Genomic DNA, 20,385 nt, shown 5'->3' on the forward strand with positions numbered 1-20,385 from the left:
CGGCCTCGGCAACGACACCTACTATGTCGACAATATCGGCGACAAAGTCATAGACGTGACCGGCCAGGGCACCGACAAAGTCTTCAGTTCCGTTTCCTTCAATCTCTCCGGCCAGGAGTTGGAGAACCTGACCCTGACCGGCGCGGCATCCATCAACGGCACCGGCAATTCCATTGCCAACATCGTCACTGGCAATGCTGGCATCAACACGCTGATCGGGCTCGGCGGCAACGACACGCTGGATGGTAAGGGCGGAGCCGATACCATGCAGGGCGGCCTCGGTAACGACACCTATTATGTGGACAATGCCGGCGACCATGTCATCGAGGTGATCGGCCAGGGCACTGACAACGTACAGGCCTATGTCAGCTTCAACCTGTCCGGCCAGGAGCTGGAAAACCTGCAGCTGCGCAGTGCAGCGAACATCAACGGCATCGGCAATTCGGTTGCCAACGTCATCGGCGGCAACAGCGGCAACAACATCATCGACGGCCTTGGCGGCGCCGACACGATGAGTGGCGCACAGGGCAACGACACCTATTATGTCGACAATGCCGGTGACCGCGTGGTCGATGTGGCTGGCCAGGGCACCGACAATGTGCAGGCCTACGTCAGCTTCAACCTGTCCGGCCAGGAGCTGGAGAACCTGCAGCTGCGTAGCTCGGCTTCGATCAACGGCACCGGCAATTCGATTGCCAACGTCATCGGCGGCAACAGCGGCAACAACATCATCAATGGCCTTGGTGGCAACGACACGCTGAGCGGCGCGCAGGGCAACGATAGTTTCGTCTTCACCACCGCGCTCAACGCCTTGACCAATGTCGATACCATCACCGACTTCTCGGTGGCCGACGACACCATATGGGTCGATAATGCGATCTTTGCTGCGCTTGGCGGCAACGGCACGCTGACCGCGGACCAGTTCATCAAGAACACCACCGGTCTTGCCGGCGACGACAACGATCACATCATCTACGAAACCGACACCGGCTGGCTCAGCTATGACAGCAACGGCAGTGTGGCGGGCGGCTCAACCCATTTTGCCACGCTGGCCGCAAACCTCGCGCTCACCAACGCCGATTTCTTCGTGGTTTGAGGAAAATGAAAAATCGGCGGCATCGGCCGGGATGTGCGGTAGGAAGAAGCCCAATCATACCGCCGAGCGTTCATTAGTGCTTCCTCCCGGTGTCGGCTCGCCCAGGAAGTGAGCGAGTGCCGCCTTCCTGGATTGGCGATCGAGTGTGAGTGAGCGCGGAACCATCCAACAGACCCTAAATGTAGCCAGCGATGCTGTCGGCCGCCATGATGAGCGCAGTGTCCACAGTTTGGATGTAGCGGCTGGTCATCGAGCCGCGTGAGTGTCCAACCAAAGCGGCGATGGTTGCCTCAGTGAACCCAAGGCGCGCGGACACGCTGTTCACCCTGCTGCTTCCCGGTCGAGCGCGTCGCGGCGTCGGCGGTGGGTGAGCACGAAAAAGAAGCCGAACTTCGCCAGGGCGCCGACGGTGTAGATCGCCACGAGGATCGCGAGGACTTTTGCCGCCATGGTCTCACCTTCCGGCGCGAACCCAGTTCCAAGCCTCCGAGAGCCGGCCGCTCCGCGCAACGGCATGCTCGGCCTTGCCTCAGCCTCCCGCCACCGCACGTACGCTCTCCCGCTCCACGAGCGGGCACTCCAGCTTGGTGATGGGATAGCGCCCCTGTCCGGGCGCCGTTGGCGCCTCGAGCTGTTCGATCGCCCATTGGCCCATCGCCATATGCGGCAGGATCGAGGTGGTCAGCGGCGGAAAGAGGTGCCGGGCGATTTCCTCGTCGTCATAGCCGACGACGGAGATGTCCTGGGGAATGTGCAGGCCGGCTTCCTTCAGCGCCTCGTAGCAGCCGATCGCGGTGCGGTCGTTCTGGCAGAAGATGGCGGTCGGGCGGTCTTTGAGCGCCAGCAGCTTCACCGTCGCGGCATAGCCGGCACTTGCCGACCAGTCGCCTTCGACCACCAGCTCCGGGTCGAAAGGGATGTCGGCGGTGGCGAGCGCGCGCCGGTAGCCTTTGAGCCGGTCCTGCGCGGCCTGCATCCACGGCTCGCCGGTGATGGTGGCGATGCGGCGGTGGCCGTGGCTGATCAGATGCCTTGTCGAATTCTGGCCGCCGGCGATCTCGGACGGCACCACGGCGGGGAAGGCGTAGTCGGCCGTGTAGCAATTGAGCAGGATCACCGGAATGTCGAGGCTGTAGAGGAAGTCGGGCGCGGTGATCTCGCGGGTGAAGATGGTCATGTAGATCAGCGCCGAAATGCCCCGCCGGGTCAGTGCCTGTATGGCGCGCGGCTCCATCACGGCGTCGCCCATGGTCTGCGCCACCAGAAGCACGTTGCCGGCATTCCAAGAAGCCTGGCGCGCGCCTTCGATCGCCACCACCGCCTCAGGGCTGGTCGCCAGCTGGTCGACGGCAAAGCCGATCACCCCGTCAAGCCCATCAAAAGCGGGCCCATTAAAAGCGGGCCCGTCAAAGGCGGCAACGGGGTTGCGCAGCGCCGAGAAGGCGGGCGCGCTGTAGCCCAGCGCCCTCGCGGCCTCGATCACCCGCTCGCGGGTCTGCTGCGACAGCTTGATCCCGGGCGAATTGTTGAGCACGAAGGAAACCGTCGCCTGCGAGCAGCCGGCCGCCCGCGCGATGTCGGTCATGGTGACCCGCCCCTTGGGCTTGGCCGGCGCCTTGCGGCGCTTTACCGTCTCGGTAACCGGATCCGTCGTCTCGCTCATGGCAGTCCTGTCCCCAATTCAGCCTGTTTAGCGGCCGCCTGCCGGCCCGACAAGATGGCTCAGCGGCGTCGATTTATAGAAGCAGCCGCATCGGTTATATCTATTAGTAGCCGCGCGGTCCATCGATCATCAGGCTCCTTATGTGCAGCGAAAGCAAGGACTGCATGGCTTTTTGGCTCCATGCGGCCAAGGCATGGGTTCGTTGGCGCGCCGTTCGCGGCGGTGCCATCCGTGCTTGGATATTGGCTGAAAACTAATACTGTTTACTAATACAAAAATGCACTGTAACGTCAATCCGTCGCGCCTGGCCTTGCTGGGTTCCGGGGCGGCGGGAAAGCGAACGTCGATGGCCCGATGGCGAGCGGGGGTTGCCTCCGCAAGCTCTGTCTCGGATATGTGATATGTCAGACAAATCGGACTATTTACGAACGAAGAATGAGTCTCTAAAGTCCGTGACCGTGGCTGGAACGAGGCCATTCCTTTGAGTGCCGGGACACCCTGAGGAGGAGGGGTATCCAAGCCGCAAACGGCAAATTCAGGTGAGCAGGCAATTCTAGTGAGCAAGACGGTCCAGCCCGAAGGCTGGACCCAAACGGGAGGTTGAACATGAAGTCCTTGATACGCAATGCATCCGTGGCCGCCGCGGCCCTGGTTGTCGGCCTGACGGCGACGGCCATCGCGCGCGCCGACGACAAGCCGACACTGGCTTTCGTCGTCAACGGCGCTTCCGATTTCTGGAAAGCGGCCGAAGCCGGCGTCAAGAAGGCGCAGGGCGAACTGCCCGACTACAATCTCGAACTCAAATATCCCGAGCAATCCTCGGTCGCCATCCAGCAGCGGCTGATGGATGATCTGGTGACGGCCGGCGTCAAGGGCATCATGGTTTCGGCCGTCGATCCCAAGACCTCGACCGATGGCCTGAACAAGATCGCCTCGCAAACCGCGCTGTTCACCACCGACAGCGACGCACCGCAGACCAAGCGCGTCGCCTATATCGGCTCGTCCAATGTCGACGCCGGCAAGCAGGCGGCCGAAATCGCCAAGAAGGCCATGCCCAATGGCGGCAAGTGCCTCGGCTTCGTCGGCCTGCTCGGCGCCGACAATGCCAAGGAGCGCATCCAGGGCATGAAGGACGGTTTGGCCGGCACCAAGATCGAGCTCGTCGACGTGCGCGGCGACGATATCGACCAGGCGCGTGCCAAGAAGAATGTCGAGGACGCGCTGGTCGCCAGCCCCGACGTCACCTGCATGGTCGGCTTCTATTCCTACAACACGCCGCGCATCTATGAAGCGCTGCGCGATGCCGGCAAGCTCGGCCAGATCACGGTCGTCGGCTTCGATGACGATCCGATCACGCTGGGCGGCGTCAAGGAAGGCACCGTTGCCGCCACCGTCGTGCAGCAGCCCTTCGAATGGGCCTATCAGGGCATGAAGCTGATGGCTGCCTATCTCAAGGGCGACAAGTCGGGCATCCCGGCCGGCAACCTCATCATCATCCCGACCAAGATCATCGGCAAGGATGATGTCGACGCCTACGCCGCCAACCTGAAGGCGATGTCCGGAAAGTAAGACCACAGGCAGTTCAGCCGGCTCAACTTCGCTTGAGCCGGCTGCGCGCATTGACGAACCCTTCGAGGACCGTCAGTCTGCCGGAAGGCCGGCCCGCTAACTGCTGTCAGGCATGATGAACTATTCCGATACATCCATCGCAGCGACGACGCCGTTCCTCAGCCTCGAGAGCGTGCGCAAGACCTATCCGGGCGTTGTCGCGCTGGATGGCTTCTCCATGGAGGTCAGGCCGGGCGAGGTCATCGGCCTCGTCGGCGAGAACGGCGCCGGCAAGTCGACCTTGATGAAGATCCTCGGCGGCGTCACCACGCCGGACACCGGCACGATCACCGTCGACGGCACAGCGCACAGCAGCTTGACCGTCGAGGGCAGCCTGGGCTCCGGCATCGCCTTCGTCCACCAGGAACTCAACCTGTTCGAAAATCTCGACGTCGCCGCCAACATCTTCTTCGGCCGCGAACCGCTGCGCGCCGGGCCGCTGAAACTCGTCGACCGCTCGAAGCTGCGCGAGATGGTGGCGCCGCTGTTGAAGCGCGTCGGCGCCAATTTCTCCGCCGATGCGCAGGTCGCCGACCTGTCGCTGGCGCAGCAGCAGATGGTCGAGATCGCCAAGGCGCTGTCGATCAAGGCAAGGCTGGTCATACTCGACGAGCCGACATCGAGCCTGCCGCTCGCCGAGACCGACAAACTGCTCGACGTCATCAAGGCGCTGAAGGCCGACGGCATCAGCGTCATCTTCATTTCGCACCGCCTGCACGAGGTCGAGCGCGTCGCCGACCGCGTCGTCGTGCTGCGCGACGGCATGCTGGCCGGCACGCTGGGCAAGCGCGACATCAATCACGACCAGATGGTCAAGCTGATGATCGGCCGCATGCTGAAGGAACGCGAAAAGGCCTCCGAGGCCGCGCGGGCACCCGGCGCCACGGCACTTGCGGCCAAGGCCATCCGCACCCCCACCTATCCCAGCCGGCCGGTCGACCTCGATGTCCGGCGTGGCGAGATCCTCGGCCTTGCCGGCCTTGTCGGCTCCGGCCGCACCGAGCTGGCCCGCGTCTTCTTCGGCATCGACGGCAGCCTTGGCGGCACGCTCGAGCTCGACGGCAAGACGCTTGCGCTGGGGTCGGCGGCCGATGCCGTCGCGCACGGCATTTTCCTGGTGCCGGAAGACCGCAAGCTGACCGGCATCCTGCTTGACCTTTCGATCGCACAGAACATTTCGCTGCCCAATCTGCCGGCACATGCCAGGCGCTCGCTGGTCTCGGCAAGCGCCGAAACGGCAACCGCCGAGAAACAGAAGAAAAATCTCGGCATCAAGGCGCCGTCGGTGCAGACGCGCACCGGCACGCTGTCGGGCGGCAACCAGCAGAAGGTCGTGCTCGGCAAGTGGCTGGCCATGAACCCGAAGGTGATGATCCTCGACGAGCCGACGCGCGGCATCGACATCGGCGCCAAGGCGGAAATCTACGGGCTGATGCGCGCGCTGGCCGATGCCGGCGTCGCCGTGCTGATGATCTCCAGCGACATGGAGGAGGTGATCGGCGTGTCCGACCGCATCGCCGTCATGCATGAGGGCCAGATCTCGGGCATTCTCGACAAGGACCAGTTCAGCCAGGAAAACGTGCTGCTGCTGGCGGTGGGCAAGCAGCCGAAATAGTTTTGCGCCGGGGTCGCGAGACCGCGCAACCTGCTCAGGCAGGCATTGGGGAGAAGACTATGAGCAAGAAAGATCTCGGCCTGCTGATCCTGATCCTGGTGGTCGGGGCAGTCGTGGCCATCATCAATCCGCGCTTCCTCTTGCCGATCAACCTTGCCAACACCTCGAACCTGATCGGCCTGTTCGGGATTCTTTCCATCGGCCAGGCCTTCGTCATCATCACCGGCGGCATCGAGCTGTCGGTCGGCTCGGTGGTGGCGCTGCTGGGAACGCTTTTCATCGACTTCATCGCCGTGCGCGAACTGGACTGGCCGCTGGCCTTCGTGCTGATCATCGCGCTTGGCGCCATCATCGGCCTGGTGCATGGCTGGCTGATCACCAAGCTGAAGCTGCAACCCTTCGTCGTTACCTTGTGCGGCCTCTTGATCTACCGCGGCGTCGCCCGCTTCTACACCGCCGACGGCACCGCCGGCTTCGCCTTCGGCCAGAATTTCCCCGAGCTCGAATTCCTCACAGCGGGCCGCTCCTGGGGCGTGCCGAACAGCTTCATCGCGCTGATCGCCATCGCCATCGTCATGTGGGTGGTGCTGCACCGTTCGGTGTTCGGCCGCTATCTCTACGCCATCGGCAAGAATGAGGAGGCGGCGAAATATTCCGGCATCCGCACCGGCCGCATCGTCATGGCCGCCTATGTCATCTGCGGTGTGCTGACGGCGCTGTCGGCGATCTATTTCGCCATGTACACGCGCTCGATCTCGCCGGCCAGCCACGGCCAGTTCTATGAACTCTACGCCATTGCCGCCGCCGTGCTCGGCGGCTTCTCGCTGCGCGGCGGCGAAGGCTCGCTGATCGGCGTCATCCTCGGGACCGTGCTGCTGCAGGAACTGCAGAACCTCGTCAATCTGCTCGGCATCCCGTCCTCCCTCAACTTCGCGGTCATGGGCGGCGTCATTCTCATCGGCGTGCTCGTCGACCAGCAATGGGGCGTGTTCCGCGCACGGCGGCTGATGGTCGATGCCGCCCGCAAGAACGTTGCCGGCGCGCCGGCGGAATAATCGCGCGGGGCAACGCTGCCGCTTGCCCGACTTGTGTAGATATTATAATAGCATAACCCGGTATTGCTCGGGGGTGTGCGGGACATGCGCTGCGATTTGCGAGGCAAGGTGGCGCTGGTCACGGGAGCGGGGGGCGCCATAGGCAGTTCCATCGCCAGACGCCTGTCCGACAATGGCGCCGCGGTCGTCGTCGCCGACATCAACGGCGAGGGCGCAAGCCAGGTCGCGGCCGGCTTGATCGATGCCATGGCCTGCGCCACCGACATCCGTGATGCCGCATCGGTCGACAGCGCGATCGCCGCGATCATGCGGCGTTACGGCCGCCTCGACATCCTCATCAACAATGCCGGCGTCAACACGCTGGCGCATCGTGTCACAATCGACGAATTCCCGGCCGAGGAATGGGACCGCATCACCGGCATCGATCTCGACGGCCTTTACATTATGAGCCGCGCGGCACTGGCCCCCATGCTCGCCGCCGGCAGGGGCGGGCGCATCGTCAACATTGCCTCGGTCGTCGGCCTTGCCGCCATGCGCCTGCAGAGCCCGTTCGTCGCCGCCAAGGCCGGCATCATCCATCTGACGCGGTCGATGGCGATCGAACTCGGCGCCAAGGGCATCCTGACCAACGCGGTCGCCCCGGGTTCGGTGATGACGGCGCTGACCGCCAAGCTGTTTTACGGCGATGACGGCAAGTTCGCCGGCCGTACGCAGGAATTCCTGGCCCATGTGCCGCTCGGCCGCCCGGCCGAGCCGCGGGAGATCGCCGAGGCGGTGCTGTTTCTTGCCTCGCCGGCCGCCAGCTACGTCAACGGCCAGGTGCTGGCCGTCGATGGCGGCTGGACGGCGGGATACATGATGTGAGTGGCGCGATGGAAATCGATCTCAACGGCGCCGCTGTGGCCCTCGATGGCGAGACTAACCCGATCGTCGACGCCGTGCTTGCCGCGCTGCGTGCCAATGGCGGCACGGTTGTCGAAGCCGGGGATGCCGCCGACATCCTGCTGATGTCCAATCCGCTGCGCCCGGGAACGACGATGCAGGATCCACGCCGCCAGCACGCCGATGCGCGCAGGGCGGCCGTGGCCATGGCCGAGCGCGGCGGCGGGCGCATCATCTTCCTGATCTCGGCCACCGCCGGCATGCCGATGCGCCGACATCCGCGCTTTTCCATCGAGAACGCGGCGATTCTGGCCGGCATGCGTGCGCTGGCCATGGAGTTCGGGCCGAAGGTGCTGGTCAATGCCGTCGGCTTCGGCGCGGTCGCGGACGAAACCATGGTCTCGGGCGACAAGGCGATGCTCAGCCACACACCGGTCGGCCGCGCCGGCTGCATCGAGGAAGCGGTCGCGGCCGTGCTGTTCTTCTGCGATCCGCTCAACACCTACACGACGGGCCAGATGCTGGGCGTCGACGGTGGCTGGACGGCAGGCTATGCCCGCAATTTCTGAATTGCTGAGCATCGGATCGGGAGCGCTCGAAGTCGCCCTGGTGCCGCAGATCGGCGGCAGCGTGAGCGCGTTGCGCTGGCGCGGCATCGATCTCATGCGCCGGCTCTCGGAAGGTGACCGCAAATCCGGCAATGTGCTTGGCGTCGCCATGTTTCCGATGACGCCCTATGCCAACCGCATCGCCGGCAACGCCTTCGACTTCGGGGCTAGACGCTGGCAGGTCCTGCCCAACAATCCGCCCGAAAAATTCAACGTCCATGGCAGCGGTTGGCAACACGCCTGGACGGTCACCGGGTCAGGTCCCGCCAACGCAACCCTGTCGCTGGACATCGCCGCCGGAGCCGAGCCCCATTCCTACCGCGCGACCCAGGCTTTCGCGGTTTCGGACGAGGGACTGAGCGTGACCATGACGCTGACCAATACCGGTTCAGTCGCCCTGCCGTTCGGTTTTGGTTTGCATCCCTGGTTCGATCGCGATCCGGACGTGACGGTGCAGTTCAAGGCCGAACGCTTCTATCTCGAAGAGCCCGATGGCATTTCGGGCGATCCCGTCACCTTGCCGCCCGAACTCGACTTTGCCGAAGGCAGATCCCTGCCGGGCGGCTGGCGCAACAACGACTATGGCGGCTGGGGCGGCGAGGCGACGCTGCGCTTCCCGGCACGCGGCGCGGGACTGCGCATGAGGGCGGCCGACCCGATCTTCAAGCACCTGATGCTTTACGCCGATCCGGCAAAGCCATATTTCTGCGTCGAGCCGCAGACCAACGCCTCCGGCGCCTTCAACCGCGGCCGATGGGATGATCCGGATGAGGGCGTCATCGTCCTCGCCCAAGGCGAAAGTGCCGCCGGCACCGTCTGTTTCACGCCCTTTGCGCTTGAGGCCGGGGCCTGCCCCCGCTAGCCATGGCTGCGGAATTCCGTGCCCGGTAGGCTAGCGCCTGCGCGCGGCAAACTGAAGGGGTAGGATAATTGGATATTCAGTGACCAGCCGATTGCGCTTGAGCCCTAGAGAAGCCGCGCCAGCAGGCCGCCATCCACTTGCATGGCGCTGCCGGTGACGAAGGATGCGGCGTCGGAGATCAGGAAGCCGATCGCGCTGGCGATCTCCGAAGGGTTGGCGATGCGGGCGATCCTGTTGGGCTCGAAGGACAGGCCCAGCGCTTCGGCGCCGCCGGCCGCTTCCAGCCCGTCCAGCGTCATGCGGGTGGCGACCGAGCCGACCAGCACGGCGTTGACGCGGATGCGGTCGACGGCATAGTCGAGCGCCATCTGCCGCGACAGGCCGACGACCGCCGCCTTCGTCGCGGCATAGGCGGGCACGCCGGGAACCGTGGCATCGGCGTGCACGGACGCGATGTTGACGATCGAGCCGCCGCCGGCCGCGCGCAGCAGCGGCAAGGTCGCGCGGCAGACGCGGAAAATGGCTGTGAGGTTGACGGCGATGGTTTTTTCCCACTCCGCGTCGGAAACGTTTTCAAGCCGCTTGCCGGTGGGGTAGATGCCGGCGCAGTTGACGACGGCGTCGAGCCCGCCAAGCCGTTCGGTGGCTGCCGTCACCGCCGACTGAACCTCCGCTTCGCGGGTGAGATCGCACTCGCGAAAGATCAACTGGCTCTTGTCATAGCGGCCGGCAAGGGCCTTGCCCTCTTCGCTGTCCAATCCGGCGCCGAAAACCCTGGCGCCCTCGTCGGCGAGGTACTCCGCGGTCGCCCGGCCAATGCCTGTGGCAGCCCCTGTGACGAAGACGCGTTTGCCGGCGAACATCATGCTGAGGCCTGTGAAGCGATGGCGTGGCGTTCGGCTTGCGCCGCCGTCACCGAGCGCAGCACGCGATCCTCGCCGCCTTCGCCGCGGCCAAATTCGTCGACGATGCGCCCGTCGACGACCACGAGGCAGCGGTCGCAAAGGCCAATCAGCTCTTCCAATTCGGAAGCGACGATCAGCAAACCTACGCCTTTCTCGGCGAGCTCAACCACAAGCCGGTAGATTTCATGCCGGGTCGCCGCGTCGACGCCCTTGGTCGGCTCGTCGAGCAGCAGCACTTTCGGTGCCCGCATCAGCACACGGGCGAACAGCAGCTTTTGCTGGTTGCCGCCCGACAGATGGGTGACCGAAGCCTGCGGCGAGGACGCCTTGACGTTGAGCGCGCGCATGGCGGTGAGGATGGAGCTTCGCTCCAGTCCGCCGCGCACCATGCCATGCCGCGACAGCGGCGCGAGATTGCCGATGGTGATGTTGGCGCCGACCGGCAGGTTGAACAGCAGGCCGTCGCGCTTGCGATCCTCGGTCAGCAGCGCAATGCCGGCCGCGCGGGCATTCCTGGGCGATTTGATCGACACGCTTTGGCCGGCGACGCGGATTTCGCCGTCGGCTGGAACGCGGCCATAGATGCCGTGCAGGATTTCGCTGCGGCCGGAGCCCAGCAGCCCTGCCAGCCCGACGATTTCGCCCGCCGCCACGCAGAGATTGATATCCCTGGCGCCATGGACCGCGCCGCTGTGGCCGGCGACCGTGAGATGGCGAACCTCCAGCGCCGTCGGCGCGCCGACGGGCGCCGCGTGTTCGGGAAACAGCCGCTGCAGCCTTTGACCCGACATCGAGAAGATGAAGGTCTCGGCATCGAAATCCTCGCGCGCGACCCGTACCGCCACCTGCCCGTCGCGCAGCACCGTGGCGCGGTCGCAGATGGCCAGCACCTCGGGCAGGCGGTGGGTGATGTAGATCATCGCCACGCCTTGCGCCTTCAGGCGACGCAGCACGGCGAACAGCGCATCGACCTCGGTGCCGGAGAGCGAGGCCGTCGGCTCGTCCAGCATCAGCACGCGTGGCTTCAGCACGATGGCACGCGCAATCATCACCAGATGACGCTGCGCCGAGGTCAGCGACGCGACATAGGCCCTGGGGTTGATGTCGATGCCGAGGTCGGCAAAGATTTCGCCGGCCCGCTGCTCGAGCTTGCGCTGATGGACCAGCATGCCTGTGCCCAGCCCGGTGCGGCCGGCAAAGACATTCTCGGCGACCGACAGCTGTTCGAGCACCTCGATTTCCTGCGGCACGTAACCGACGCCGTTCGATCGTGCATCGGCCGGCGAAGCGAAGCTGACGGGCCGGCCGTCGAGCTGGATCATGCCGGTGTAGGAACCGGCCGGGTGCACGCCGTTGAGGATCTTGACCAGCGTCGACTTGCCGGCGCCGTTCTGGCCGAGCAAGGCGTGGATCTCGCCGGCCACGACATCGAAATCGACGCCGCGCAGCGCCTGCACGCCGCCGAAATTCTTGGCGATGGCGGTGGCCGAAAACAGCGGCGCTGGGGTGATGATCGACAAGACGCATCCCTTCGGAAAGCGCCGGGCCTGCAAGGCGCGGGCCCGGCGGCAGGTGTTACTGGCCGGCGCTATCCAGCATCTTGTAATAGGGGTCCAGATCAGCTGCGGTGATCACCTTTGCCGGCAGCGGATTGCTGTAGGGCACGGTCTTGCCCTGGGCGAGATCACCGAGAAGTTCGGCGACCTTGGCGCTTTCTTCATAGAGCGGCTGCGCGACGATGCCGTAGGCGGCGCCGGATTTCACCAGATCGAGATTCTGCCTGATATAGTCCATGCCGACGATGACGACGTCGCGTCCGGCCTTGCGGGCGGCGCCCGACCAGGTCTGGATGCTGTTGCCGGTGGTGCCGAAGGCGGCGGTCACATCGGGATTGCCCTGCAGGATCGCTACCGCTTTTGCCTCGGCCGCCGACGGTTCAAAGCCTTCCATCTGAGTGTCGAGCACCTTGATGCCGGGATATTTCGCCGCGATGGTCTTGCGGAAGGCATCCGACATGGCGTTTTCGGTGTCGTTGGAAGCGCCCTGCGTCAACGCCACGGTGCCCTTGCCGCCGAGCTTGTCGCCGATCGCGATCGCGGCATTGGTTCCCGCTTCGGCGATGTTCTCTCCCGTTGCCGCTTTCAGGCCGTTGACGGTCCCTTCGGGCGGCAGGACGTGCCAGGTGACGATCGGGAAGCCTTCCTTGGCCAGCTTGGAGATGTAGGAATAGATGGCCGGATCGGGACCGTAGACCCCGATCGCGTTGTATTTGGTGCGGGCAAGGGCGGCCTCGGCAAGCGGCAAGGTCGCCGGAATATCCCAGTTGGTGGCGCTTGGGTCGCCGACCACCTCGCAGGTGTAGCCGAGTTCCTTGCATTTGCTGAGGAAGCCCGCCTGCATCAGCCGATGCACCGGGTGATCCTTCATCGCCTGCACCCAGAGCAGGTGAATGTCCGCCGCCCGTGCCAGGCTCGCCGAGCCGAGCGAGGTGGCGAGTGCCGCCGCCACCAATGCGGTTCGGATCAGCCGCTTTTTCAAATGGGTTTTCATGCCTTACCTCCCTTGGTTCGCCGGCATTTTTGCCGGCGCAATATCCGCGGCCTCTCAGGCGCCGGCGATGAAGTAGCGGCGGCGCACTATGTCGAGGCCGACAGCCATGACCATGATCACGCCGACCGCGATCTGCTGCCAGTTGGAGTTGACGCCAATGACGACGAGGCCGCTCTGCACCACCTTCAGCATCAGGATGCCGACGACGCCGCCGGCCACCGTGCCGGCGCCGCCGAAGAGGCTGACGCCACCGACCACGACGCCGGCGATGACCGTCAGTTCCCAGCCGCTGCCGATCGAAGTGCCGCCGCTGCCGAGATCGGCCATGACGAACATGCCGGCGATCGCCGACAGCGCGCCGACGGTGATGAAGGCGCCGATCTTGTAGGCGCTGGTGTTGATACCGACGAGATGCGCCACTTCCTTGTTGCCGCCGGTGGCATACATGTTGCGCCCGAGCACGGTGCGCCGCAGCACGAAGTCGGCAAGGAGGGCGGCGACGATGAAGAAGGCGAAGCTCCAGCCGAGACCGAAGGCGAGATCGGTGCCGCCAATGGTGTTGATCGCCTCGGGCAGCGGATAGACCGGATAGCCGCCCGTCACCACCTGGATCAGGCCCTGGCCGATGAACAGCATGCCGAGCGTCTGGATGAAGGCAGGGATGCCCAGCCTGACGACGATCAGGCCGTTGAGGAGGCCGATCAGCGCGCCGACGCCGATGCCGCCGAGAATGCCGACGCTCACCGGCAGGGCGGCCGCGGTCATCAGCTTGGCGGCGACCACGGCGGAGAGACCAGCCACCGAGCCGACCGACAGGTCGAACTCGCCGGCGACCAGCAGAATGGTCTGGCCGATGGCGATGATGCCGACAAAGGAGACGACGTTGAGAATGGCGCGGATGTTGCGCTCCGACAGGAAGGCCGGCTCGAGCAGCCAGAAGAAGGCGATCAGCAAAGCCATGGCCGCCAGCACGCCGACCTCGCCGACGGCAATCAAGCCGATCAATCGCCGCCGGAACGATCGCGCGTCCCTGGGCGGCGAGCTCACCTGAGCCGCGCTGTTCATCCCGACCTCCCTGGCAGCGACCGTTGCCGGCTCTTGCGGCCGGCCCATGCGCCCGCGCCGATCCAGGCGCGCTCCTCTCGGCCATTAAGATTATAATATTATAACTTGTCAACGATGAAATTTTCCGGCGGTGCATAGCTGCGGTCCATCGCTGGAAAGCACTCGCGGCAACCGCTATGAATGGACGTTTCGGCGTGATCCGCAGGACATTGCCTTGGTGGATAGCGCTTTCTTGGAGCATGGTGATGGTCGACAAGCCGCCGGCGGGCGAGAAGAAGCCGCAACGCCTCGGCGTCCGCGAGATCGCCAAGCGGGTCGGCGTGGCGCCGATGACGGTGTCGCGCGCGCTGTCCAATCCCGACATGGTCTCGCCGGAGACGCGCGCCAAGGTGCTGGAGGCGATCGAACAGGCCGGCTTCGTACCCAACCGGCTTGCGTCCAGCATGCGCGGCAACGGCCGCATGATCGGCACGGTGGTGCCGCCGCTGATCAATTCGGGCATTGCCGAACAGGTGCAAGGCATGTCCGACGAATGCCATGAGAGCGGCTATTCGATGCTCTTGGTGCAAGGCGAGTTCACGCAGGAGGCCGAGGAGAAGTCGATCCGCAACCTGCTCGGCTGGCGCCCGGTCGGCATGATCCTGCAGAGCTTCGTGCAAAGCGAAGCGGCGCGTGCCTTGCTGAAGAGCAGCGGCGCCCCGGTGGTCGAAATTTCCGAAATCAAGGGGCGCAAGCCGATCGACATGGTGGTCGGCATCTCCAACTTCGAGACCGCCTATGCCATGACCATGCATCTGGCAGCCAAGGGCTACAAGCGCATCGGCTTCGTCTCGACGCCGATCCACGGCAATGACCGCCTGCGGCAGCGCCGCACCGGCTACCATGCCGCCCTGACGGAGCTCGGCATCAAGAACCATGCCGATATGGAGGTCGAAGTGCCGATCACCGCGCAGGGCGGTGCCGAGGCGCTGGTGACGCTGACCTCCCGCCACCGGGATATCGATGCCATCTTCTTTTCCAGCGACACGCTCGCGGTCGGCGCCGTGCAGGAATGCCACCGCCGGCGCTGGGCCGTGCCGGGCAGGATCGCCATCGCTGGCTATGGCGATATGGATCTCGCCGCGCAGCTCTATCCGCCGCTGACCACGGTGAAGGTCAACCGCTACGAGATGGGCCGCCGTGCGGTGCGGCAATTGCTGGCAAGACTCGGCGGCGACACCAAGGTGCCGACCATCACCAGCCTCGGCTTCGAGATCGTCGATCGCGAAAGCGCGTGACGGACTAGAGGCCACGCCGCCCCGTCTCTTCCCGCTGACCGAGGCGCTTTTCCCAGCCCTCCGCGTGGACGTTGAGATAGGCGTTGGGATCGTAAGGGTGGTTCTTGATCGCCTCGATGTTGAGATCGATGCCGAGCCCTGGCGCGCCGGGCAGCGACAGATGGCCATTGGCCGGGTTGACGGTCGGGTGCCAGGTCACGAGATCGCGCGTCCACGGGTCGTTGAAAGCGTCGAAGTGCTCCTGGATGAGGAAGTTCGGCACCGCGGCCGCCAGCTGCAGGCACACCGCCGTCGCCACCGGTCCGCCGCTCTGGTGCGGGGCGATGTGGCTGCCATGCGCAAGCGCGAGGTTGGCCACCTGCATGGACGGCGCAATGCCGCCGAGCGACATCGGTTCGGGCTGGAAGATGTTGACGCCCCCACCGGCGGCCAGCGTGTAGAATTGCCCGACCGTGTCGTACATTTCGCCGGTCGCCACCGGGATCGGTGATCGATGCGCCACTTCGTGCACCGTGTCTTGCCGGTCGCGCGAGGTCGGCTCCTCCCACCAGAAGATGTCGAGATCGGCGAATTTCTGCGCGGCCTGCAGGGCGGCGATCTCGGTGAAGCGCGCATGCACGTCGATCAGGATCAGCGTGTCGCGAGGCAGTTCATCACGCAATTTTCGGCAGATCGCGTAGGAAAGCTCCAATTCCTCGCGCGAGATAAAACCTTGCGCGGTGCCGAACGGGTCGAGCTTGAACGCCTTGAAACCTTTCGCCAGGACCGCCTTGGCGGCTTCGAGGAAGGCCTCCGGCGTGCGCTCGGTGCGGTACCAGCCATTGGCGTAGCCGAGCACGCTGTCGCGCACCTGGCCGCCGAGCAACTGGTGGATCGGCACGCCGAGGCTCTTGCCCAGAATGTCCCAGCAGGCAACCTCGACCGCCGCGATCACCGTGCGGTGGATATGGCCGCCGTCGAGCGAGACACTGTCCAGCATGCGCTTGGCCAGCGCATTGATGCGGCGCGGGTCCTGGCCGATGGCGAGATGCTTGAGCTCGTGCACGCCGGCTTCGGTGGTCTTGATGAAGCCGTTCAGCGTGCCTTCGCCAATCCCATGGATGCCCTTGTCGGTATGGACTTTGACGAACAGCCAATTCTTCCAGCCGGCACCGACGGCAAAGGTCTCGATTTCGGTGATTTTCATGCGGTCGTCCTAAGCCAGGGCTATGATCGCGGCGATGACAGCCTCTGATGTCAGGCCGTATTTCGCTTGCAGGGTCGGCACCGCGCCGCATTCGATGTAACGGTCGGGCAAGCCGATGCGCGTGACTTTCTTCGCAATGCCGGCGTCGAACAAGGTCTCGACGACGAGGCTGGCCAGGCCGCCGACGACAACATGGTTTTCCGCGGTGACGATGTGGCTGACGCTAGCCGCGAACGCGGCCACCGCCTCGGCGTCGAACGGTTTGATGGTCGGCACGTGCAGCACGCCGGCGGAGATGCCTTGTTTTCGCAAGGCGTCCGCCGCATCCAGTGCCCGCTCCGTCATGAAGCCGGTCGAGATGATGCCGACATCGGAACCGTCGCGGACTTGCCGCGCCTTGCCGATTTCGAAACGATAGCCGGCTTCAAATACCACAGGTACTGAACCGCGCAGCAGCCGCATGTAGACCGGCCCGCGACGCTCTGCGATCGCTTCGGTCGCCGCTTCGGTCTCGGTCGCGTCACAGGGGTCGATGATGGTCAGGCCGGGGATCATGCGCATCAGTGCCAGATCCTCGGTCGCCTGATGCGTGCCGCCATAGCCGGTGGTCAACCCCGGCAGGCCGGCGACGATCTTGACGTTAAGGTTGGAGTGGGCGAGTGCGATGGCGACGAAATCATAGGCCCGCCTTGTCGCGAACACGCCATAGGTGGTGGCGAACGGCACCTTGCCGGTACGCGCCAGCCCGGCGGCTACAGCGACCAGGTTCTGCTCGGCCATGCCGACATTGAAGAAGCGGTCCGGGAAAGCGTCACGGAACGGCAGGATGTCGGTGTATTTGCCGAGGTCGGCGGTCAGCCCGACAATGTCGGGACGGCTGTGGCCGAGCCGCGTCAGCGCCTTGCCAAACGGCGCCTCCACGCTTTGCCGGCCACCGCCAACCGCTTCGTCCTGACCCATGGCCAGCGTGCGGCCAGCCTCCGTCGCCGCGCCGCTCATTAGCCTGCTCCCACGGTCTTTTCGAACTCGGCGATGATGCCGTCCCATTGCGCCAAGTCGATGCGGAAGAAATGCGATTTCTCGGAGCCTTCGATGCGCGGCACGCCCTTGCCAGGCAGCGTGCGCAGCACGATCGCCTTCGGCTTGCCGCTGCGCTCGCGCGCATCGGCCAGCGCGCCGACCACCGCTTTCATGTCGTTGCCGTCGATCTCCGATGTCTGCCAGCCGAAGGCGCGCCATTTGTCGGCCACCGGCTCCATGTCGAGCACGACAGGCCCGTCGGCCTGGATGCCGTTGCAGTCGACCAGCGCCACCAGCCCGTCCAGCTTGAAATGGCTGGCCGACATCGCCGCTTCCCAGGTCGAGCCTTCCTGCATTTCGCCATCGGACAGTTCGACGAAGACGCGCGCCTCGGATTTGTCGATGCGCAGGCCCAGCGCCTGGCCGACGCCTTGCCCCAGGCCATGGCCGAGCGAGCCGCCGATGACCTCGACACCGGGCGTCGTGTCGAGCGCCGACATTTCCAGCCGGCTGTTGTCGGCGCCATAGGTGGCAAGTTCCTCGACCGGGATGATGCCCGCCTCGGCCAGCGCCGCCCAAAGCGCGATCGAATAATGCCCGGTCGATAGCAGGAAGCGGTCGCGGTCCGCCCACGCCAGATTGTGCGGGTCGTAGCGCAGTTCGTGGAAGTAGAGCGCGGCCAGCACATCGGCGATGCCGAGGCCCTGGCCGATATACCCCTGGCCCTGGCCGCGCGCCATGGTCAGCATGTGACGACGCAATTGTATCGCCTTGCGTTCGAGCGCGCCGATATCGGCGCTGCCGGGTGGGGAGTTTCGCAGCATCCGATCAGTCCTTGTCGAGCCCGCCCGACATGTTGAGCCGCTCGGCGGTCATGTATTTCGGCGCATCGAGACAGAGCCAGACGACGGCTTCAGCGACTTCCGCGATCTCGGCGCGGCGGCCGAGCGGGATGCGGCGGGTGCGCTCGTCGAGGAAGGCCTGCAGGTCGCTGCGGCCATTGGCACGGGCCAGGTCGACCTCGGTCGAGCGCTGCATTTCGGTGTCCATCATGCCCGGTGCCAGGCTGTTGACCAGCACACCATAGGGCGCCAGCGCCACCGCTGCGGCGCGGGTAATGGAATCGACCCCGGCCTTGCTCGCCGTGTAGGCGGTATAGTCGGGCAGCGCCATGCGCGAACCCGGCGAGGTGATGTTGATGATGCGCCCCGAACGCTGCTCGCGCATCACCCGCCCAGCGGCCTTGCAGGCCATCGCAAGGGCCGTGACATTGAGCGCCAGCGTGCGCGTCCAGGCCTTGAAGGTGGCGTTGAGGAAGGGCTCGATCACGCCATAGCCGGCATTGTTGACGAGGATGTCGATGCCGCCCCAGCGCGCGACCACTTTCTCCACCACCGCCTCCGGCGCGCCTTCCCCGGTGAAGTCGCTGACGATGCTCTCGCTTTTCGCGCCAGCTTCGCCGATCTGCCTGGCGGTTTCAGCGAGCCCCTCGCCATTGATGTCAGTGACCGCGACGACACAGCCGCGCCGCGCCAGCTGGATCGCTACCTCGCGACCGAGGCCGCCGGCGGCACCGGTGACAAGTGCCCTTCGTGGCGGCGTGCTGTGATTTTCGGCTGGCAAGAAAACTCTCCCGGTGGCCATCTTGACGCGATTGATACCGGTACCATAAATGGCTGTCAACGGCGATGTGCTATTGTCTCGTCGACCGCATGGTCGCTGCAATGGGGAGAGAACAATGAAAGTCGTCGCGCTTGAGACGCTGCAGCTGGCGGAATTCCCCTTCCTGTTCTGGCTGCGCGTCCACACCGATGCCGGCCTGATCGGCACCGGCGAGACGTTCTGGGCGCCGGGGCCGGTCGCCGCCTACATCCATGACAATGTCGCGTCCTATCTCCTCGGCAAGGATCCGCGCGACATCGAACTGCACGATCGTATGCTGGGCAGCGTCTATGTCGGCGCCCGCGATTCCGGCGCCGAGCTGCGCGGCAACTCCGCCGTCAACATCGCACTGTGGGATATCTACGGCCAGGCGCTCGGCGAGCCGGTCTGGCGGCTGCTTGGCGGGCGCACCCACAAGAGCGTGCCGATCTACAACACCTGCGCCGGCTACAAGCATGTCCGTGCCACCAAGAGGAACGCCCTGTTCGAGCGCGGCGAGGACTGGTCGCTCAAGCCTGGCGATTCCAGCGAAGGCCCGTACGAGGACCTGCTCGCCTGGCGCTACAATGCCGGCGATCTCGCCAGGAGCCTGAAGTCGGAAGGCATCGGCGCGATGAAGATCTGGCCGTTCGACATCGCCGCCGAGGCATCGAATGGCACGCGCGTTTCGCTGGCCGATCTGGACAAGGCATTGGAACCTTTCCAGAAAATCCGCGACGCTGTCGGCCGCGACATGGAAATCATGGTCGAGCTGCACGGACTGTGGACCTTGCCGCCGGTGCTGCGCATCGCCGAGGCGCTGAAAGCCTATGACGTCGCCTGGTTGGAGGAGCCGATCCGCTACAACGAGCTCGACGCCATGGCCGAGCTTGCCCGCCATATATCAATACCGATCGCGGCCAGCGAGCGGCTCGCCTCGCGGCAGATGTTCAAGCAGCTGATCGACAAGCGCGCGGCCAGCGTGATCATGATCGATCTCGCCTGGTGCGGCGGCCTCTCCGAAGCGCGCAAGATCGCCAACATGGCCGAGGCCAGCGAACTGCCTGTCACCTTGCACGATTGCACCGGGCCGATCGTCTATGCCGCCAGTTGCGCGCTGTCGGCGACCTTGCCGAACGTCAACTACCAGGAGGCGGTGCGCGCGTATTTCACCGGCTGGTACACCGAGATCGTCGCCGACATTCCGCCTGTCAAGGACGGTCACGTCGCGCCGCTCGAAGGTCCGGGGCTGGGTCTCAGCCTGCGGCCGGAGCTGTTTCAGCGGCCCGACGCGACCGTTCGGATCACCAGACTCTAGCCATCGCACGGCTCAGTCCGAAGCCAGTAGACAT

The 20,385-nt window shown here is 64.9% G+C and carries 19 protein-coding genes and 1 pseudogene; 9 read left to right on the forward strand and 11 right to left on the reverse strand.

Annotated elements, in window-relative coordinates; all coding sequences use genetic code 11:
- Positions 1 to 1,096, forward strand: a 1,096-nt coding sequence (locus FJ546_RS27465; protein ID WP_181168111.1) for a calcium-binding protein, incomplete at its 5' end; no start/stop codon positions are given.
- 54 nt (positions 1,097 to 1,150) lie between these two features.
- On the opposite strand, the pseudogene FJ546_RS31770 reads toward FJ546_RS27465, so the two are convergent.
- The 3 genes and pseudogenes from FJ546_RS31770 to FJ546_RS27475 form a co-directional block, all read right to left on the reverse strand.
- A pseudogene (locus tag FJ546_RS31770) lies at positions 1,151 to 1,415 on the reverse strand (integrase); the annotation flags it as partial.
- 2 nt (positions 1,416 to 1,417) lie between these two features.
- A complete protein-coding gene (locus FJ546_RS31950; protein WP_281405664.1) occupies positions 1,418 to 1,546 on the reverse strand; it encodes a hypothetical protein in 129 nt (42 codons plus the stop codon).
- A 79-nt stretch (positions 1,547 to 1,625) separates the two neighbouring features.
- The gene (locus FJ546_RS27475; protein WP_181168112.1) at positions 1,626 to 2,759 is read right to left on the reverse strand and encodes a LacI family DNA-binding transcriptional regulator; all 1,134 of its coding nucleotides are present in this window, start codon (positions 2,757 to 2,759) and stop codon (positions 1,626 to 1,628) included.
- A gap of 606 nt (positions 2,760 to 3,365) precedes the next feature.
- On the opposite strand from FJ546_RS27475, the gene FJ546_RS27480 reads away from it, so the two are divergent.
- From FJ546_RS27480 to FJ546_RS27505, 6 genes are all read left to right on the forward strand, one after another.
- Positions 3,366 to 4,328 (forward strand): sugar-binding protein, encoded by a 963-nt coding sequence (locus FJ546_RS27480; RefSeq protein WP_140892177.1) that lies wholly within the window; start codon positions 3,366 to 3,368, stop codon positions 4,326 to 4,328.
- A gap of 115 nt (positions 4,329 to 4,443) precedes the next feature.
- Positions 4,444 to 5,982 carry a sugar ABC transporter ATP-binding protein gene (locus FJ546_RS27485; protein WP_140892263.1) on the forward strand — a complete coding sequence of 513 codons (1,539 nt, stop codon included), beginning with the start codon at positions 4,444 to 4,446 and terminating at the stop codon, positions 5,980 to 5,982.
- A 59-nt stretch (positions 5,983 to 6,041) separates the two neighbouring features.
- Entirely contained in the window at positions 6,042 to 7,037 is a 996-nt protein-coding gene (locus tag FJ546_RS27490; RefSeq protein WP_140892178.1) for an ABC transporter permease, read from the forward strand.
- 84 nt (positions 7,038 to 7,121) lie between these two features.
- Positions 7,122 to 7,901 (forward strand): SDR family NAD(P)-dependent oxidoreductase, encoded by a 780-nt coding sequence (locus tag FJ546_RS27495; protein WP_140892179.1) that lies wholly within the window; start codon positions 7,122 to 7,124, stop codon positions 7,899 to 7,901.
- A gap of 8 nt (positions 7,902 to 7,909) precedes the next feature.
- Positions 7,910 to 8,488: an SDR family oxidoreductase gene (locus FJ546_RS27500; protein WP_140892180.1), complete on the forward strand. Its 579-nt coding sequence runs from the start codon at positions 7,910 to 7,912 to the stop codon at positions 8,486 to 8,488.
- A complete protein-coding gene (locus FJ546_RS27505) occupies positions 8,472 to 9,389 on the forward strand; it encodes an aldose 1-epimerase (RefSeq protein ID WP_140892181.1) in 918 nt (305 codons plus the stop codon). The genes FJ546_RS27500 and FJ546_RS27505 overlap by 17 nt, the downstream gene beginning before the upstream one ends.
- 104 nt (positions 9,390 to 9,493) lie before the next feature.
- Here FJ546_RS27505 and FJ546_RS27510 read toward each other — a convergent pair whose 3' ends face one another.
- The 4 genes from FJ546_RS27510 to FJ546_RS27525 are packed head-to-tail and all read right to left on the reverse strand — an operon-like array spanning position 9,494 to position 13,909.
- The gene (locus tag FJ546_RS27510; protein WP_140892182.1) at positions 9,494 to 10,255 is read right to left on the reverse strand and encodes an SDR family NAD(P)-dependent oxidoreductase; all 762 of its coding nucleotides are present in this window, start codon (positions 10,253 to 10,255) and stop codon (positions 9,494 to 9,496) included.
- Complete coding sequence (locus tag FJ546_RS27515; protein WP_140892183.1) at positions 10,252 to 11,814, reverse strand: sugar ABC transporter ATP-binding protein; 1,563 nt, start codon at positions 11,812 to 11,814, stop codon at positions 10,252 to 10,254. The genes FJ546_RS27510 and FJ546_RS27515 overlap by 4 nt, the downstream gene beginning before the upstream one ends.
- A gap of 55 nt (positions 11,815 to 11,869) precedes the next feature.
- Entirely contained in the window at positions 11,870 to 12,844 is a 975-nt protein-coding gene (locus FJ546_RS27520) for a substrate-binding domain-containing protein (RefSeq protein ID WP_140892184.1), read from the reverse strand.
- Between the two features lie 54 nt (positions 12,845 to 12,898).
- Positions 12,899 to 13,909 (reverse strand): ABC transporter permease, encoded by a 1,011-nt coding sequence (locus tag FJ546_RS27525; protein ID WP_140892185.1) that lies wholly within the window; start codon positions 13,907 to 13,909, stop codon positions 12,899 to 12,901.
- Positions 13,910 to 14,154: 245 nt separating this feature from the next.
- Between FJ546_RS27525 and FJ546_RS27530 the strand changes: the two genes are divergently transcribed.
- Complete coding sequence (locus FJ546_RS27530) at positions 14,155 to 15,186, forward strand: LacI family DNA-binding transcriptional regulator (RefSeq protein ID WP_246686984.1); 1,032 nt, start codon at positions 14,155 to 14,157, stop codon at positions 15,184 to 15,186.
- A 4-nt stretch (positions 15,187 to 15,190) separates the two neighbouring features.
- Here the strand turns inward: FJ546_RS27530 and FJ546_RS27535 are convergent, their stop codons facing one another.
- The 4 genes from FJ546_RS27535 to FJ546_RS27550 are packed head-to-tail and all read right to left on the reverse strand — an operon-like array spanning position 15,191 to position 19,015.
- The gene (locus FJ546_RS27535) at positions 15,191 to 16,372 is read right to left on the reverse strand and encodes a mandelate racemase/muconate lactonizing enzyme family protein (protein WP_140892187.1); all 1,182 of its coding nucleotides are present in this window, start codon (positions 16,370 to 16,372) and stop codon (positions 15,191 to 15,193) included.
- A 9-nt stretch (positions 16,373 to 16,381) separates the two neighbouring features.
- A complete protein-coding gene (locus tag FJ546_RS27540) occupies positions 16,382 to 17,371 on the reverse strand; it encodes a transketolase C-terminal domain-containing protein (RefSeq protein WP_140892188.1) in 990 nt (329 codons plus the stop codon).
- A complete protein-coding gene (locus FJ546_RS27545; RefSeq protein WP_140892189.1) occupies positions 17,371 to 18,216 on the reverse strand; it encodes a transketolase in 846 nt (281 codons plus the stop codon). Before FJ546_RS27545 ends, FJ546_RS27540 begins: the two co-directional genes overlap by 1 nt.
- Before the next feature lie 4 nt (positions 18,217 to 18,220).
- Positions 18,221 to 19,015: an SDR family oxidoreductase gene (locus tag FJ546_RS27550; RefSeq protein WP_140892190.1), complete on the reverse strand. Its 795-nt coding sequence runs from the start codon at positions 19,013 to 19,015 to the stop codon at positions 18,221 to 18,223.
- Between the two features lie 115 nt (positions 19,016 to 19,130).
- Here FJ546_RS27550 and FJ546_RS27555 point away from each other — a divergent pair, with 115 nt between their 5' ends.
- Positions 19,131 to 20,351 carry a mandelate racemase/muconate lactonizing enzyme family protein gene (locus FJ546_RS27555; protein WP_140892191.1) on the forward strand — a complete coding sequence of 407 codons (1,221 nt, stop codon included), beginning with the start codon at positions 19,131 to 19,133 and terminating at the stop codon, positions 20,349 to 20,351.
- The last annotated feature ends 34 nt before the right edge of the window (positions 20,352 to 20,385 follow it).

This window comes from Mesorhizobium sp. B2-4-19 (assembly GCF_006441315.1).
Classification (GTDB): Bacteria; Pseudomonadota; Alphaproteobacteria; order Rhizobiales; family Rhizobiaceae; genus Mesorhizobium.